The organism is Kitasatospora sp. NRRL B-11411 (assembly GCF_000721345.1).
Classification (GTDB): domain Bacteria; phylum Actinomycetota; class Actinomycetes; order Streptomycetales; family Streptomycetaceae; genus Kitasatospora; species Kitasatospora cineracea.
This window is the reverse complement of the sequence record NZ_JOGH01000016.1, coordinates 74,663-88,512: the sequence shown is the minus strand read 5'-3', so window position 1 is coordinate 88,512 and position 13,850 is coordinate 74,663. Positions and strand designations below refer to the sequence as shown.

The 13,850-nt window shown below is 73.4% G+C and carries 13 protein-coding genes; 7 read left to right on the top strand and 6 right to left on the bottom strand.

Features of this window, described 5'->3' with window-relative positions; genetic code table 11:
- Positions 1-23: 23 nt before the first annotated feature.
- Complete coding sequence (locus IH44_RS0110885) at positions 24-1,844, bottom strand: NHL domain-containing thioredoxin family protein (RefSeq protein ID WP_030459262.1); 1,821 nt, start codon at positions 1,842-1,844, stop codon at positions 24-26.
- A 227-nt stretch (positions 1,845-2,071) separates the two neighbouring features.
- On the opposite strand from IH44_RS0110885, the gene IH44_RS0110880 reads away from it, so the two are divergent.
- Positions 2,072-3,187, top strand: a complete 1,116-nt coding sequence (locus IH44_RS0110880) for a hypothetical protein (RefSeq protein WP_030459261.1) — start codon at positions 2,072-2,074, stop codon at positions 3,185-3,187.
- On the opposite strand, the gene IH44_RS0110875 is transcribed toward IH44_RS0110880, so the two are convergent.
- Positions 3,184-3,918, bottom strand: coding sequence for a phosphotransferase (locus IH44_RS0110875; RefSeq protein ID WP_081966823.1), 735 nt, complete (start codon positions 3,916-3,918; stop codon positions 3,184-3,186). The genes IH44_RS0110880 and IH44_RS0110875 overlap by 4 nt on opposite strands.
- Positions 3,919-4,074: 156 nt before the next feature.
- On the opposite strand from IH44_RS0110875, the gene IH44_RS0110870 reads away from it, so the two are divergent.
- The 3 genes from IH44_RS0110870 to IH44_RS0110860 all read left to right on the top strand — a co-directional run bounded on the left by IH44_RS0110870 (position 4,075) and on the right by IH44_RS0110860 (position 5,991).
- Complete coding sequence (locus IH44_RS0110870; protein WP_030459259.1) at positions 4,075-4,869, top strand: aminoglycoside 3'-phosphotransferase; 795 nt, start codon at positions 4,075-4,077, stop codon at positions 4,867-4,869.
- Positions 4,870-4,935: 66 nt separating this feature from the next.
- Positions 4,936-5,427: an LURP-one-related/scramblase family protein gene (locus IH44_RS0110865; RefSeq protein ID WP_030459258.1), complete on the top strand. Its 492-nt coding sequence runs from the start codon at positions 4,936-4,938 to the stop codon at positions 5,425-5,427.
- A 141-nt stretch (positions 5,428-5,568) separates the two neighbouring features.
- The gene (locus IH44_RS0110860; protein WP_030459257.1) at positions 5,569-5,991 is read left to right on the top strand and encodes a DUF350 domain-containing protein; all 423 of its coding nucleotides are present in this window, start codon (positions 5,569-5,571) and stop codon (positions 5,989-5,991) included.
- Between the two features lie 101 nt (positions 5,992-6,092).
- On the opposite strand, the gene IH44_RS0110855 is transcribed toward IH44_RS0110860, so the two are convergent.
- Together IH44_RS0110855 and IH44_RS0110850 are read right to left on the bottom strand one after the other, a co-directional pair.
- Positions 6,093-6,686 (bottom strand): GNAT family N-acetyltransferase, encoded by a 594-nt coding sequence (locus IH44_RS0110855; protein ID WP_030459256.1) that lies wholly within the window; start codon positions 6,684-6,686, stop codon positions 6,093-6,095.
- Positions 6,687-6,811: 125 nt separating this feature from the next.
- Complete coding sequence (locus IH44_RS0110850) at positions 6,812-8,095, bottom strand: adenylosuccinate synthase (RefSeq protein WP_030459255.1); 1,284 nt, start codon at positions 8,093-8,095, stop codon at positions 6,812-6,814.
- A 126-nt stretch (positions 8,096-8,221) separates the two neighbouring features.
- On the opposite strand from IH44_RS0110850, the gene IH44_RS0110845 reads away from it, so the two are divergent.
- From IH44_RS0110845 to purM, 3 genes are all read left to right on the top strand, one after another.
- Positions 8,222-9,037, top strand: coding sequence for a hypothetical protein (locus IH44_RS0110845; RefSeq protein WP_030459254.1), 816 nt, complete (start codon positions 8,222-8,224; stop codon positions 9,035-9,037).
- Positions 9,038-9,229: 192 nt separating this feature from the next.
- Complete coding sequence (gene purF, locus IH44_RS0110840; protein WP_030459253.1) at positions 9,230-10,810, top strand: amidophosphoribosyltransferase; 1,581 nt, start codon at positions 9,230-9,232, stop codon at positions 10,808-10,810.
- A 68-nt stretch (positions 10,811-10,878) separates the two neighbouring features.
- Entirely contained in the window at positions 10,879-11,955 is a 1,077-nt protein-coding gene (gene purM / locus IH44_RS0110835; RefSeq protein WP_030459252.1) for a phosphoribosylformylglycinamidine cyclo-ligase, read from the top strand.
- A gap of 137 nt (positions 11,956-12,092) precedes the next feature.
- Here purM and IH44_RS0110830 read toward each other — a convergent pair whose 3' ends face one another.
- On the bottom strand, positions 12,093-12,335 hold the full coding sequence (locus IH44_RS0110830; protein ID WP_030459251.1) for a DUF3073 domain-containing protein: 243 nt from the start codon (positions 12,333-12,335) through the stop codon (positions 12,093-12,095).
- Positions 12,336-12,707: 372 nt separating this feature from the next.
- Positions 12,708-13,850: a Glu/Leu/Phe/Val dehydrogenase dimerization domain-containing protein gene (locus IH44_RS0110825; RefSeq protein WP_030459250.1), complete on the bottom strand. Its 1,143-nt coding sequence runs from the start codon at positions 13,848-13,850 to the stop codon at positions 12,708-12,710.

The window sequence follows — 13,850 nt, the reverse complement described above, 5'->3', positions numbered from 1 at the left end:
CGCGGCCCGCACCCCGCGCCCGCTCACTCCATCCCGGCCAGCACCAGCGGCAGCCGGCTCGCGCCGCCCGCCACCAGCCGCACCGGCACGCCCCAGTCCTGCTGGTGCACGTGGCAGGCCGGGTACTCGATCTCCGGGTCGTCGTCGCAGGACGCCGCCATCGCCGAGACGTGCAGCACGCCCTCGGCCACCTCGTCGGAGAGCACCAGCTCGCGGCTCAGCGCGCTGTCCGCGCCCGCGCCCGACACCAGCAGCTCCGGCGGCGTCGCGCTGACCAGCAGCCGGGTCGACGGGCCGTAGCGCTCGTCCAGCTTCTGGCCGGTCGGCGCGGAGAACACCACGTCCAACTGCAGCGCCCCCGGGGCGACCTCGGTGGCGGCCCGCTGCGTGCGGTGCGCGACCGCCTCGACCCGGACCGCCTCCTCGGGCAGCCGCAGCCTGGTCAGCCGGTGCCGGGCCGACTCCACCACCACGATGTCGCCGTCCACCACCACCGCGCCGGACGGCTCGCGCAGGTCGGTCGCCAGCGTGCTGACCTCGCCGGACGCCGGGTCGTAGCGGCGCAGCGCGTGGTTGTAGGTGTCGCTGACCGCCACCGAGCCGTCCGGCAGCACGGTCACACCCAACGGGTGCTGCAGCAGCGCCTGTTCGGCCGCGCCGTCCCGGTGCCCGAAGTCGAACAGGCCGGTGCCGACGGCGGTTCGCACCTCGTGGGTTCCACGTGAAACCCAGCGCAGCGCGGAGGTCTCCGAGTCGGCCACCCACAGCCGCCCGCCGTCGGCGGACACCGCCAGGCCGGACGGCTGGGCGAACCACGCCTCGTCGGCCGGGCCGTCCACCAGGCCCTCGTTGGTGGTGCCCGCCGCGACGGCGACCGTCCCGGCCGCCGGGTCGAAGGACCACAGCTGGTGCACGCCCGCCATGGCGATCCACACCCGGCCGTCGAAGAACGCCACGTCCCACGGCGAGGACAGGTCCACCTCGCGGGCCGCCCCGGAGGTCGGCGAACCCTGCCACCACTGCTTCCCGGTGCCCGCCAGCGTGGTCACGCTGCCGTCCGCCAGCCGCACCCCGCGCAGCGCGTGGTTCACGGTGTCGGCCACCACCACGTCGTAGCCCAGGCCGAGCCCGGCCGGCACCAGCGCCAGGCCCTGCGGCTCGCTGAACCGCGGCGCGGCCCCGTCCACCAGCCCGCGCACCCCGTCGCCGATCCGCCGCAGCACCGTCTCGCCGTCCGCGTCCAGCTCCACCAGCGCGTGGTGCCCCGAGTCGGCCACCAGGTAGTGCCCGTCCGGCAGCCGCACCGCCTTCCCCGGGAAGCGCAGGTCACCCGCCTGCGGCTCGGGCGCCACGTACGGCCCGTCGCCGCGCCGCAGCGTCCCCTTCGCCGCGTGCTCCGCCTCCAGCTCCTCCACCAGCCTGGCGATCGCGTGCGCGTGCCCCTCGCCCGCGTGCTGCGCGACCACGTACCCCTCCGGGTCGATCACCACCAGCGTCGGCCAGGCCCGCACCGCGTACTGCTTCCACGTCACCAGCTCCGGGTCGTCCAACACCGGATGGTGCACCTCGTACCGGGCCACCGCGTCCACCACCGCCCGGTGGTCCGCCTCGTGGACGAACTTCGGCGAGTGCACGCCGACGATCACCACGGTGTCCCGGTGCTTCTCCTCCAACTCCCGGAGCTCGTCCAGGACGTGGAGGCAGTTGATGCAGCAGAAGGTCCAGAAGTCCGCGATCACGATCTTGCCGCGGAAGTCCACCAGCGACAGGTCCTTGCCGCCGGTGTTCAGCCATCCGCCCTTGCCCACCAGTTCGGGGGCGCGGACGCGTGCACGAGAAGTCATGACCCCAGTCAACCTCATCGGACCGGAGCGGCATTCCACGCGGATCGCGGCAGGCCGACCGGCACGTCCTCCAGGTGCGTCGGCCGAGGCCACTGCGGGCTCCGGGCCCAGGCCCGGGCCGCTGGGCAAAGCCTTCCCGAGCCTTCCGAGGAGCGCGGGCGAGGGCGGCGGCCGCGTTCTCCGGAAGGGTTTCCGGCCCCCGGCCGGTTCTGGGACGATCTCCCGCCGTGGAAGACGAACAACTGATACGGCGGTGGAAGCTGGTCGACCGGGTACACCGGACGGTCGGCCCGGTGGCGCTGCTGGGCGTGCTCTGGTGGTACCTGCGCAACGGCGCGGACGGGTTGCAGGCCGAGGCCGGTGCGGTGACGGGCCTGTACGCGGCGGGCCTGCTCTGGGCGGGTTACCTGGCCGGGCCGGCCCGGTGGTTCGGGCTGCGGGTCGACGGTTGGTCGTTCGGCTCCGGCGCCCCCGTGCGCACCGTGCCGGGGCCGCGCGGCGGGTGGCAGCTGCGGCGGTTCCCACTGCCGATGGTGCGGCCGCTGCTGCTCGGCACCGACCCGGCGTCCGGGCCGGGACGGCTGCTGCCCGCGCTGCTGGCGTACCTGGGCGTCGCCGCGCTGGGCGGGTGTCTGCTGGACCTGGCGGGCGGGGACTTCGGCCCGGCCGCCGCGGTGGTGTGCCTGGCGGGCACGGTGGCGCCGGCGCTGATGCTGGTCGTGCTGCACACGACGTCCGCAGCCGTGCGGCTGGCTCCGGAACTGCAGGAGGTGGCACGGACGATGCAGCGCGACGTCGCCGAGGCCCGCCGCCTGCTGGACGCCCTGCCGCCCAGCACCGCCGCCGGGGGGATCGGCCTGAGCGTGCTGCTGGCCGAGGGCCGCTACCGCGAACTCGCCGACCGGGCCGCGGAGTCGACCGCCCGGGCGGGCGGCGCCATGGACCTGCTGCAGGCCCGGGCCCTGGCCTACCTGGACGAGACCGGTGCCGCCGACGACGCCGACCGCGCAGCCTTCCACGCCCTGCACCGTGCCGCCCTCCGCACCCCGCGCAGCCTGCGCGCGGGCAGCGACCTGCCCGCCCTGTACGAACTCGCCCGGAACCACCCGGGGTTGGCAATCGACGAGGCCCGCTCGGCGGCCGCCGTCGGCAGCACCCCGCTGCGCCGCAGCGCGGCGTACGCGACCCTGGCCCTGGCCTTCCACCGCGCCGGACGCCCCGAAGAGGCCCGCGCGGCACTGGAATCGGCCCGCCGGACCGGCCCGGCGACCGCCCGACTGGACTTCCTGACCGGCCTGCTGGCCGCGCCCGAGCCCGCACCCGCTCCCGAACTCCGGACCTAGACCCCCGCCGCCCCCGCGCGGGCCGCGCAGTCGCGGACCAGGGCGACGGCCGCGTCCAGGTGGGCGTGGTCGGCGGGGCCGAGGGTCGGGTTGGCGGCGCGGCGGGCCCGGGCCGCGGCCAGCTGGTGGTCGGGGACGGGCGGCAGGGCGCGCAGCAGCGGGACCAGGATCGCGGGGGCGAGGGCGGCGAACTCGGGCATGCCGAGCATGGCCTGGGCGAGGACGACGGCGCTCATCGCGGTGTCCAGGGCGGGGTCGCCCTCGGTGGCGGTGTTCCAGTCGATGACGACCGGCCCGCGGGCGGTGAGCAGCACGTTCTCGGGGTGCAGGTCGAGGTGCAGCACCCGGTCGCCGGGCCGGGCGGCGGTACGCGGCGGGACGGCGTGCAGCCGGCACAGCAGGTCGGCGAGCAGCTGCCCGGCGGCGGCGGGCGCGAGCGCGCCGGTGGCGACGGCCTGCGCCAGGGTGGGGCCGTCCAGGCGTTCCATCAGCAGGTCGGTGGGCCGCTCGCCGGGCTGCGCGGCCGGTACGGGGTAGCCGTGCCCGGCGAGGTGCGCCATCAGCTCGGCCTCGCCCCGCGCGTCGGTCCCGTCGCGGTAGCGGCGCAGCACCCGCCCGTCGGGCAGCGCGAAGACGTCCGCGGTACGGCCGGTGCCGAGCAACTCGCCCGCCCCCGCCCCCGTCCCCGCTTCCGCCCCCGTCCCGTCCGGGCCGCCGTTCCCCTCGGCCATGCCGACCTCCGTCTCCCGGTCTCCCCGGCTCCCGTCCCCCGGCAGCCGGTGGTACGTCTAGTACGTCCGGCGCCCCGCCCCGGTTCCGCCCGCTCCCGTCCGGCCGGGCGCCGAAACCCGCATGACGCCGTCCGGCCCGCGCGCGACAATGGCCGGATGATCGCGTACGTGCCCGAGGACGATGTCGAAGTTCCGCCCGTCGTCGCCGAGTTGGCGGCCGGTGAGCCGGTCGTCGCGGTGTGGCGCAACGAGCTGCACGGCCTGACGTTCCGGCTCGGCGACGGCCCGGGCCGGCGGTTCGTGAAGTGGGCGCCGCCCGGCAGCCCGGCGGACTTCGCGGCGGAGGCCGAACGGCTGGGCTGGGCCCGGCGGTTCACCACCGTCCCGGAGGTGCTCGGCCTGGGCGGCGGCGACGACGAGCGCGGCCGCTGGCTGCTGACGGCCGGCCTGCCGGGCCGTTCCGCCGTCGACGAGCAGCTCAAGCGGGATCCGGCGACGGCCGTCCGGGCGATCGGCGAGGGCCTGCGGGCCTTCCACGAGGCGCTGCCGGTGGCCGGCTGCCCGTACGACTGGTCGGCGCCCGCCCGGGTCGCCCGGGCCGTCGAGCTGCGCCGCGACCCGGCCCACTGGCACCCGGACCTGCGCCACCACGGCAGCGTGGAGCGGGCGCTGGCGGTGCTGGCCGACCCGCCGCCGGTGGACGTCGAGGTGGTCTGCCACGGGGACGCCTGCGCGCCCAACACCCTGGTCGGCGACGACGGCCGGTCCTCCGGCCACGTCGACCTGGGCGCGCTCGGGACGGCCGACCGCTGGGCGGACCTGGCGGTGGCCTCCTGGAGCACCGTGTGGAACTACGGCCCGGGCTGGGAGCGTCCCCTGCTGGAGGCGTACGGCGTCGAGCCGGACACCGAACGCCTCGCCTACTACCGCCTGTTGTGGGACTTGACGTAGCCCTCGGTGGCACCATGGCGGGTGCCGCCCGACGGCGGGCCGGCGAGCAGACGAGGAGTCGGGGACATGGGTCGGAAGTTCGTGGTCAAGGAGCGCCTCTTCGCGGTCGGCGACGACTACTGGGTCGAGGACGAGCACGGCGAGAAGTGCTTCCTGGTGGACGGCAAGGTGCTGCGGATCCGCGACACCTTCGAGCTGCAGGACCCGGCGGGCAACACGGTCGCCACCATCCGGGAGAAGGTGCTGACCGTCCGCGACGCGATGAAGATCGAGAACGCCGACGGGGACGTGGTGGCGACCGTCCGCAAGAAGCTGTTCACCCCGTTCCACGACAAGTACCACGTGGAGCTGGAGAACGGCGGCGAGTACGAGATCCACGGCGACCTGATCGACAAGGAGTACACGGTCAAGGGCGACGGCCACCACCTCGCCGAGGTCTCCCGCAAGTGGTTCCGGATCCGCGACACCTACGGCGTGGAGATCGCCGACGGCGTCGACGTCCCGCTGATGATCGCCGTCGCGGTCTGCCTGGACCGCCTGGTCGAGCACAACGACTGAGCCGCGACCGCTGCGACCGCCGCCGCGACTGCCGTGGTCGTCGCGACCGCCGCGGTTCCCGGCCGCGCCCGCCCCGTGCGCTATGTTGTGCCGGTCCTCGGCACGGGGCCGGCGGCCGGACAGGCAGGAGGGGCGGGACGCATGAGCGACATCCTTCACCAGCTGGGATACGCGTCCGCGTACGGTGCGGTCGGGCTGGTCCTGCTGCTGCTCGGCGTGGTGCTGGTCGACGTGCTGACGCCCGGTGAGCTGCGCCGGCAGATCTGGATCGAGCGCAACCGGAACGCCGCCGTGGTGCTCAGCTCGGCGCTGCTGGCGATCGGCGCGATCGTGTTCACCGCGGTGATGTCGACCTACCAGGAGTTCGGCAAGGGCCTGGCGGCGGCGGCCGTGTTCGGGGTGTTCGGCCTGCTGCTGATGGCCGTCTCGTTCTGGGTGCTGGACCTGGTGACGCCGGGGAAGCTGGGCGAGCTGCTGGTCGACAGCGAGCCGCACCCGGCGGTCTGGGTGACCGCCTCCACCAACCTGGCCGTGGCCGCGATCGTCTCCGCCGCCATCTACTGACGCGCCGGCGCCCCGCACCGGCGTCCCGCGCCGGACTCAGCCGACCGCCGACCGCCGACCGCCGGACTCAGCCGACCGCCGGACTCAGCCGGCCGCCGGGCTCAGCCGGCCGCCAGCCGCCCGGTCAGCCGGGCCTTGGCGGCGGGCCACTCGCCGGCCAGCATCGAGAAGTGCACGCTGTCGCGCCAACTGCCGTCCGGGCGCCGCTTGTTCCGCCGGAAGGTGCCCTCGTGGACGGCGCCGAGCCGCCGGATCGCGTTCTGCGAGCGCTCGTTGCGGTGGTCGGTCTGCCAGGACACCCGGCCCATGCCGAGCTCCTCGAAGGCGTGCGTCAGCAGCAGCAGCTTGGCCTCGGTGTTCACCGCGGTGCGCCACACCGCGCGGGCGTACCAGGTGCCGCCGATCTCCAGCAGTTCGTTCTCGGCGTCGGCGTCGTAGTAGCAGCTCATCCCGACCGCCCGCCCGCTGCCGACCGCCACCACCGCGAACGGGACGCAGTCCGGGTCGGCCAGTCGGGTGTCGACGACCGCCGCCATGTCCGCCTCGGTGCGCGGCATCGGGACGGGGATCCACCGCCACACCTCCTCGTCCCCGCCGCCGGCCGCGAACAGGTCGGACACGTGGGCGCGGGTCAGCGGCTCCAGCCGGACGTGCCGGCCGGACAGGGCGACGGGTGCGGGCAGCTTCGCGGTCATGCGCCCCACGGTAGGGCCAACTTTGCACCAGTAGCAAGCCATATCTGCACTAGTGCAAATGTCCCGAGCCGTGCGAAAGGCCCGGCACCCCCGCGGACGGGGACGCCGGGCCTGCCGCGGACGCCTTACAGGAAGGAGTTGACCTGGATGGTCTCGGTCCGGCCGGGGCCGACGCCGATCGCCGAGATCGGGGCGCCCGACATCTCCTCCAGCGCCTTCACGTACGCCTGCGCGTTCTTCGGCAGGTCGCCGAAGGTCTGGGCCTTCGAGATGTCCTCGGTCCAGCCGGGCAGGTTCTCGTAGATCGGCTTGGCGTGGTGGAAGTCCGACTGGTTGTACGGGAGTTCCTCGACCCGCTTGCCGTCGATCTCGTACGCCACGCAGACCGGGATCTGCTCCCAGCCGGTCAGCACGTCCAGCTTGGTGAGGAAGAAGTCGGTCAGGCCGTTGACCCGGGTCGCGTAGCGGGCGATCACCGCGTCGAACCAGCCGCAGCGCCGGTCGCGCCCGGTGGTGACGCCGCGCTCGCCGCCGATCCGGCGCAGCGCCTCGCCGTCGGCGTCCAGCAGCTCGGTCGGGAACGGGCCCGAGCCGACCCGGGTGGTGTACGCCTTCAGGATGCCGATGACCCGGTCGATCTTGGTCGGGCCGATGCCGGAGCCGGTGCAGGCGCCGCCGGAGGTCGGGTTCGACGAGGTGACGAACGGGTACGTGCCGTGGTCGACGTCCAGCAGGGTGCCCTGGCCGCCCTCCAGCAGGACGACCTTGTTCGCCTTCAGCGCCTCGTCCAGGACCAGGGTGGTGTCGGCCAGGTACGGCTTGATCTTGTCGGCGTAGCCCAGGTACTCCTCGAGCACCAGCTCGGCCGGGATCGCGCGCCGGTTGTAGAGCTTGACCAGCAGCTGGTTCTTGTCGTGCAGCGCCGCCTCGATCTTCTGGCGCAGGATCGACTCGTCGAACAGGTCCTGGACCCGGATGCCGACGCGGTTGATCTTGTCGGCGTAGGCCGGGCCGATGCCGCGGCCGGTGGTGCCGATCCGGCGCTTGCCGAGGAAGCGCTCGGTGACCTTGTCCAGCGTCCGGTGGTACGGGGTGATCAGGTGGGCGTTGCCCGAGATCAGCAGCTTCGAGGTGTCGATGCCGCGCTCGTCCAGGCCCTTGAGCTCGGAGAGCAGCACGCCCGGGTCGATCACCACGCCGTTGCCGATCACCGGCACGACGTTGGGGCTGAGGATGCCGGAAGGCAGCAGGTGCAGGGCGTACTTCTGGTCGCCGATGACCACCGTGTGACCGGCGTTGTTGCCGCCCTGGTAGCGGACGACGTAGTCGACGGAGCCGCCGAGGAGGTCGGTGGCCTTCCCCTTGCCCTCGTCTCCCCACTGGGCACCAACGAGCACGAGTGCCGGCACAGGCGTACACCCCTTCCGGTTGGGGCATCCTGCGTAGACCGCAGTCTGGCCCGAGATGGACGAAGCCCCTGGCGCAATGGCGCAAGGGGCTCTTGCACCGAGAGATTACCTGAGGAAGGACCGGTCGTGTCGTCGCTGTCCACGCCCGTATCCCGCCCCCCGGACGACGCCGGGGCCCCCGGGCCGCTGCTGGTCCTGCTCGATCCGTCGGCCCGGGAGGCCGACGGCGAATCGGTGCGGATCGCCAAGGACGTGCTGTGCGGCGGTGCCGACGTCAAGGTCGCGCTGCCCGAGAGCCCGTCCGAACTCGACCGGGTGCTCGCCCACCGGGGCAGGCGCCGGGCGGTGGTGATCGGGTCCGACCAGGCGCTCCAGCGGGTGCTCCAGGCCCTGCACCGGCAACGGGAGTTGGACGCCGACCCGGTCGGGCTGGTCCCGGTCGGCGGCCCGGTCGCCACCGCCACCGCCCGGCTGCTCGGCGTGCCCCCCGAGCCGGTCGCGGCCGCCCGCGCGGTGCTGGCCGGCGCCGCCCGCCGGCTGGACCTGCTGCTCGACGACGGCGGCGGCGTGGTGCTCGCCGAAGTGCGCTTCACCGGCCCGCGCCAGGGCCGGACGGGTGGTTGGCGTTCGCTATGGGCGAAATTGGCTGCGGCCGAGCAGGCGAGCCCCGCCGGGCCGGAGGAACTGCGCATCGAGGCCGACGGCCGCCTGCTGGCCGACGTCCACCAGCGGGTGCGCCACCTGCGGGTGGCCATGGTCGACGGCGCGATGGAACTCGCCCTGGACCTCGACGGCCGCCCGCAGCGCCACCGGGCCGGCCTGCTCACCGTGGCCGGCCGCGGCTTCGGCTACGAGGCCGACGGCTGCCCGGTCGGCCCGGTCCGGCACCGCACCTGGACGGTCCGCCCGGACTCCTGGCGGCTGCTGCTGCCCGCCGCCTGAGCGGCGGCGGGCCCCGGTCACCCAGCGTGAGCAGGCTCACGTTCCGGTGGCCCGTCCACTGTGCGAAGCCCTGATGACAAGGGCGTGAAGGCGGCCACCCGCTGTGCGAAAAGCTGGTAAGCGGCGGTATCTACGCGCGTACCAGGAGGCTGCCATCAGGCCGTTCGCCCGGGCTGCCCTAGACTCGGAGACGTGCCACGTGGTGACGGACGACTCAACCACGACCTGCTCCCCGGCGAGAAGGGCCCCCAGGACGCTTGCGGCGTCTTCGGTGTCTGGGCTCCCGGCGAGGAGGTCGCCAAGCTCACGTACTTCGGCCTGTATGCCCTGCAGCACCGCGGACAGGAATCCGCGGGCATCGCAGTGAGCAACGGCTCCCAGATTCTCGTCTTCAAGGACATGGGACTCGTCTCCCAGGTCTTCGACGAGACCTCCCTGGGGTCGCTGCACGGGCATATCGCCGTCGGACATGCCCGCTACTCGACCACCGGGTCCTCGGTCTGGGAGAACGCCCAGCCGACCTTCCGCGCGACCGTTCACGGCTCGCTGGCCCTCGGCCACAACGGAAACCTGGTCAACACCGCCGAACTCGCGGCGATGGTCGCCGAACTGCCGGGCGAGGAGCACGTCTCCCGCTCCGGCCGGACCGCGGCCACCAACGACACCGACCTGCTGACCGCCCTGCTGGCCGGCCACCCGGACCTCTCCATCGAGGAGACGGCCCGCAAGGTGCTGCCGGACGTCAAGGGCGCCTTCTCGCTGGTCTTCATGGACGAGCACACGCTCTACGCCGCCCGCGACCCGCAGGGCATCCGCCCGCTGGTGCTGGGCCGGATCGAGCGCGGCTGGGTGGTGGCCTCCGAGACCTCCGCCCTCGACATCGTCGGCGCCAGCTTCATCCGCGAGGTGGAGCCCGGCGAGCTGATCGCCATCGACGAGAACGGCATGCGCACCTCGCGCTTCGCCGAGGCCAAGCCCAAGGGCTGCGTCTTCGAGTACGTCTACCTGGCCCGCCCGGACACCACCATCGCCGGCCGCAACGTGCACCTCTCCCGGGTGGAGATGGGCCGCAAGCTGGCCGCCGAGGCCCCGGTCGAGGCCGACCTGGTGATAGCGACCCCGGAGTCCGGCACCCCCGCCGCGATCGGCTACGCCGAGGCCAGCGGCATCCCGTTCGGCTCCGGCCTGGTGAAGAACGCCTACGTGGGCCGCACCTTCATCCAGCCGAACCAGACCATCCGCCAGCTCGGCATCCGGCTCAAGCTCAACCCGCTCAAGGAAGTCATCCGCGGCAAGCGCCTGGTGGTCGTGGACGACTCGATCGTCCGCGGCAACACCCAGCGCGCACTCGTCCGGATGCTCCGCGAGGCCGGCGCCGCCGAGGTGCACATCCGGATCTCCTCGCCGCCGGTGAAGTGGCCGTGCTTCTTCGGCATCGACTTCGCCACCCGCGCCGAGCTGATCGCCAACGGCCTGTCGGTCGAGGAGATCGGCCGCTCGCTGGGCGCCGACTCGCTGGCCTACATCTCGATCGACGGGATGATCGAGGCCACCAAGCAGCCCAAGGACCAGCTCTGCCGGGCCTGCTTCGACGGCGAGTACCCGATGGAGCTGCCCGACCCGGCGCTGCTCGGCAAGCTCCTCCTGGAAGCGGAGATCGCCGGCGGCCAGGCCAAGCAGCCCGTCCGCGGCGGCAAGCAGACCAGCGACCTCGACGGCGTGCAGTCGCTGCTGGGCGGCGCCGGCGCGGCGGACGCGCTGCGACGCCCGTAACCGTGCGCACCGCCCCCGGCCCGGGTGCCGGGGGCGGCGGTACCACCACTTCGAAAGGGCCACACCAGGTGACCAGCAACGAGACCGGGGCGACCTACGCCGCCGCGGGTGTCGACATCGAGGCCGGCGACCGTGCCGTCGAGCTGATGAAGCAGTGGGTGAAGAAGAGCAACCGGCCCGAGGTGGTCGGCGGGCTCGGCGGCTTCGCCGGACTGTTCGACGCCTCCGCCTTCAAGCGCTACGAGCGCCCGCTGCTGGCCACCGCCACCGACGGCGTCGGCACCAAGGTCGCCATCGCCCAGGCCATGGACAAGCACGACACCATCGGCCACGACCTGGTCGCCATGGTCGTCGACGACCTGGTGGTGTGCGGCGCCGAACCGCTGTTCATGACCGACTACATCTGCGTCGGCAAGGTCGTCCCGGAGCGGGTCGCCGCGATCGTCAAGGGCATCGCCGAGGGCTGCACGCTGGCCGGCTGCGCGCTGGTCGGCGGCGAGACCGCCGAGCACCCGGGCCTGCTCGGCCCGGACGACTACGACGTCGCGGGCGCCGGCACCGGCGTGGTCGAGGCGGACGCGCTGCTCGGCCCGGACCGGGTCCGGGCGGGCGACGTGGTGATCGCGATGGCCGCCTCCGGCCTGCACTCCAACGGCTACTCGCTGGTCCGGCACGTGCTGCTGAACCAGGCGGGCTGGTCGCTGGACCGCCGGGTCGAGGAGTTCGGCCGCACCCTCGGCGAGGAGCTGCTGGAGCCCACCAGGATCTACTCGCTGGACTGCCTGGCGCTGGCCCGGGCCACCGAGGTCCACGCCTTCTCGCACGTCACCGGCGGCGGCCTGGCCGCCAACCTGGCCCGGGTCATCCCGGACGGCCTGCACGCCCGCCTGGACCGCGGCACCTGGTCGCCGCTGCCGGTGTTCCGCACCGTCGCCAAGGTCGGCGCGATGCAGACCCTGGAGATCGAGAAGACCCTCAACATGGGCGTCGGCATGGTCGCCGTCGTCCCGCCGGAGTCGGTCGACACCGTGCTCGCCGTCCTGGAGGACCGCGACGTGGAGGCCTGGCTGCTCGGCGACGTGGTCGAGCGCACCGACGAGCACGACGGCGGCGCCGCGCTGTACAACGCCTACGAGGCGTTCTGATCCGAGGCACGCCGAGGGGCCCCGCCGCACCGCGGTGGGGCCCTTCGTGTTCCCGCTCGCCCTCCGGACGCCACGCGGACGCCGAAAACCGGCCCGGCGCTCACGGGGAGCGCTCGGACCGGCCGGGTCGGAGTGCGTTACGCGCGGCGACGAGCCGGAGGGGTGTCCTCGTCCTCGTCGTCGTCATCGTTGTACCTGTCCGCGTACGCCGCGTAAGGGTCGTCCTCTTCGTCGTCGTCCTCGATCGGCTCAGGCTCGATCGCGGTGGACGGAGATACACCCAGCTCGTGAGACAGACGGTTTGCGTCGAACCCGCCGCTGTTGTACTTCAGCTCGCGGGCGACCTTCGTCTGCTTGGCCTTGGCCCGGCCGCGCCCCATGGGTCGACCCCCTCAACGGTGGGGCTCACGGCCCCGAGTCTGACACGTGTTGATGATCAGGTCCGGCCTGCCCGAAGTGGGAAACCGTCCCTTGGAGCATTAACGGTACCTGTTTCCGCCGCCGGACGGTACGTCGCCGGTGTGACGTGGCGCGCACCCGAGCCCCCCCGAACCAGGTCCGCCCAGGTCAGAGGGGAATTCCGGAGCTTTCGCAGGCTGTCCGGCCCAGGGCCGGTCCCGTCGTTCCTACGGAGATTATCCCCCGAAGGGGGCGCGGTATCGCCCGATCGGGGGACGGACTGAGAATCCGGTTCCACATCGTGATGCGCGGGGCCGGGCGGTGCCGGCCCCGCGCATCACGGGCGGGCGCGGTCAGCTCCGGCGGGCCGCCGGGAGGAGCACCGAGCGCAGCGCGCTGATCTCCCGCATCCGCTTCTCGGCGAGCCGGTCGGCGGCCACCGCGGGCGGGATCCCGTCGGCGGCGGCCCGGGTGAAGATCTCCAGGGTGGTGTCGAAGATCTTCGTGGCCTTGTTCTTGGCCCGGTCGAAGTTGAAGCCCTCGATCTCGTCGGCGACCTGGATCACGCCGCCGGAGTTCACCAGGTAGTCGGGCGCGTACAGGATGCCGCGGTCGGCGAGGTCCTTCTCGACGCCCGGGTAGGCCAGCTGGTTGTTGGCCGCGCCGCAGACCACCGCGGTGCCGGCCGTGCCGAGCACGGCGACGGTGTCGTCGGTGAGCGCGCCGCCGAGCGCGCACGGGGCGTAGACGTCCAGCGCGGAGGAGAGCAGGGCGGCGGTGTCGGCCACCACCTCGACCTCCGGGTGGGCGGCCCGGACCCGGTTCACGGCGGCCTCGGAGACGTCCGTGACGACCACGGTGGCACCGTCCGCGACCAGGTGGCCGACCAGGTAGTGGCCGACCTTGCCGACGCCCGAGACACCGACCCGCCGGCCGCGCAGGGTGGGCTGGCCCCAGCGGGCCCGGGCGGAGGCGCGCATGCCCTGGAAGACGCCGAAGGCGGTCAGGATGGAGGAGTCGCCGGCGCCGCCGTGCTCGGGCGAGCGGCCGGTGACGTGGGAGGTCTCGCGGGCCACCACGTCCATGTCCTGCACGTAGGTGCCGACGTCGCAGGCGGTGATGTAGCGGCCGCGCAGGGACTCCACGAAGCGCCCGTAGGCGCGCAGCATCGCCTCGTTCTTGTCCTTGTCCGGGTCGCCGATGATCACGGCCTTGCCGCCGCCGAGGTCGAGCCCGGCGAGGGCGTTCTTGTAGCTCATCCCGCGGGAGAGGTTCAGCGCGTCCTGCAGCGCCTCCTCCTCCGTCCCGTACGGGAAGAAGCGGGTGCCGCCCAGGGCCGGGCCGAGGGCGGTGGAGTGGACGGCGATGATCGCCTTGAGGCCGGAGGTGCGGTCGTGGCAGAGCACGACCTGCTCGTGGCCCTCGCCGTCCCGGCCGGTGCCGAAGATCCGGCTCAGCACGCCTGGTGCGGGGTGCGTGGTGTGTACGTCGGTCAC

Excerpts from the sequence above, each read along its gene's own strand:
- IH44_RS0110885 (WP_030459262.1), bottom strand. The coding sequence starts at position 1,844 with ATGACTTCTCGTGCACGCGTCCGCGCCCCCGAACTGGTGGGCAAGGGC.
- IH44_RS0110875 (WP_081966823.1), bottom strand. The coding sequence starts at position 3,918 with ATGGCCGAGGGGAACGGCGGCCCGGACGGGACGGGGGCGGAAGCGGGG.
- IH44_RS0110870 (WP_030459259.1), top strand. The coding sequence starts at position 4,075 with ATGATCGCGTACGTGCCCGAGGACGATGTCGAAGTTCCGCCCGTCGTC.
- IH44_RS0110865 (WP_030459258.1), top strand. The coding sequence starts at position 4,936 with ATGGGTCGGAAGTTCGTGGTCAAGGAGCGCCTCTTCGCGGTCGGCGAC.
- IH44_RS0110860 (WP_030459257.1), top strand. The coding sequence starts at position 5,569 with ATGAGCGACATCCTTCACCAGCTGGGATACGCGTCCGCGTACGGTGCG.
- IH44_RS0110855 (WP_030459256.1), bottom strand. The coding sequence starts at position 6,686 with ATGACCGCGAAGCTGCCCGCACCCGTCGCCCTGTCCGGCCGGCACGTC.
- IH44_RS0110830 (WP_030459251.1), bottom strand. The coding sequence starts at position 12,335 with ATGGGGCGCGGCCGGGCCAAGGCCAAGCAGACGAAGGTCGCCCGCGAG.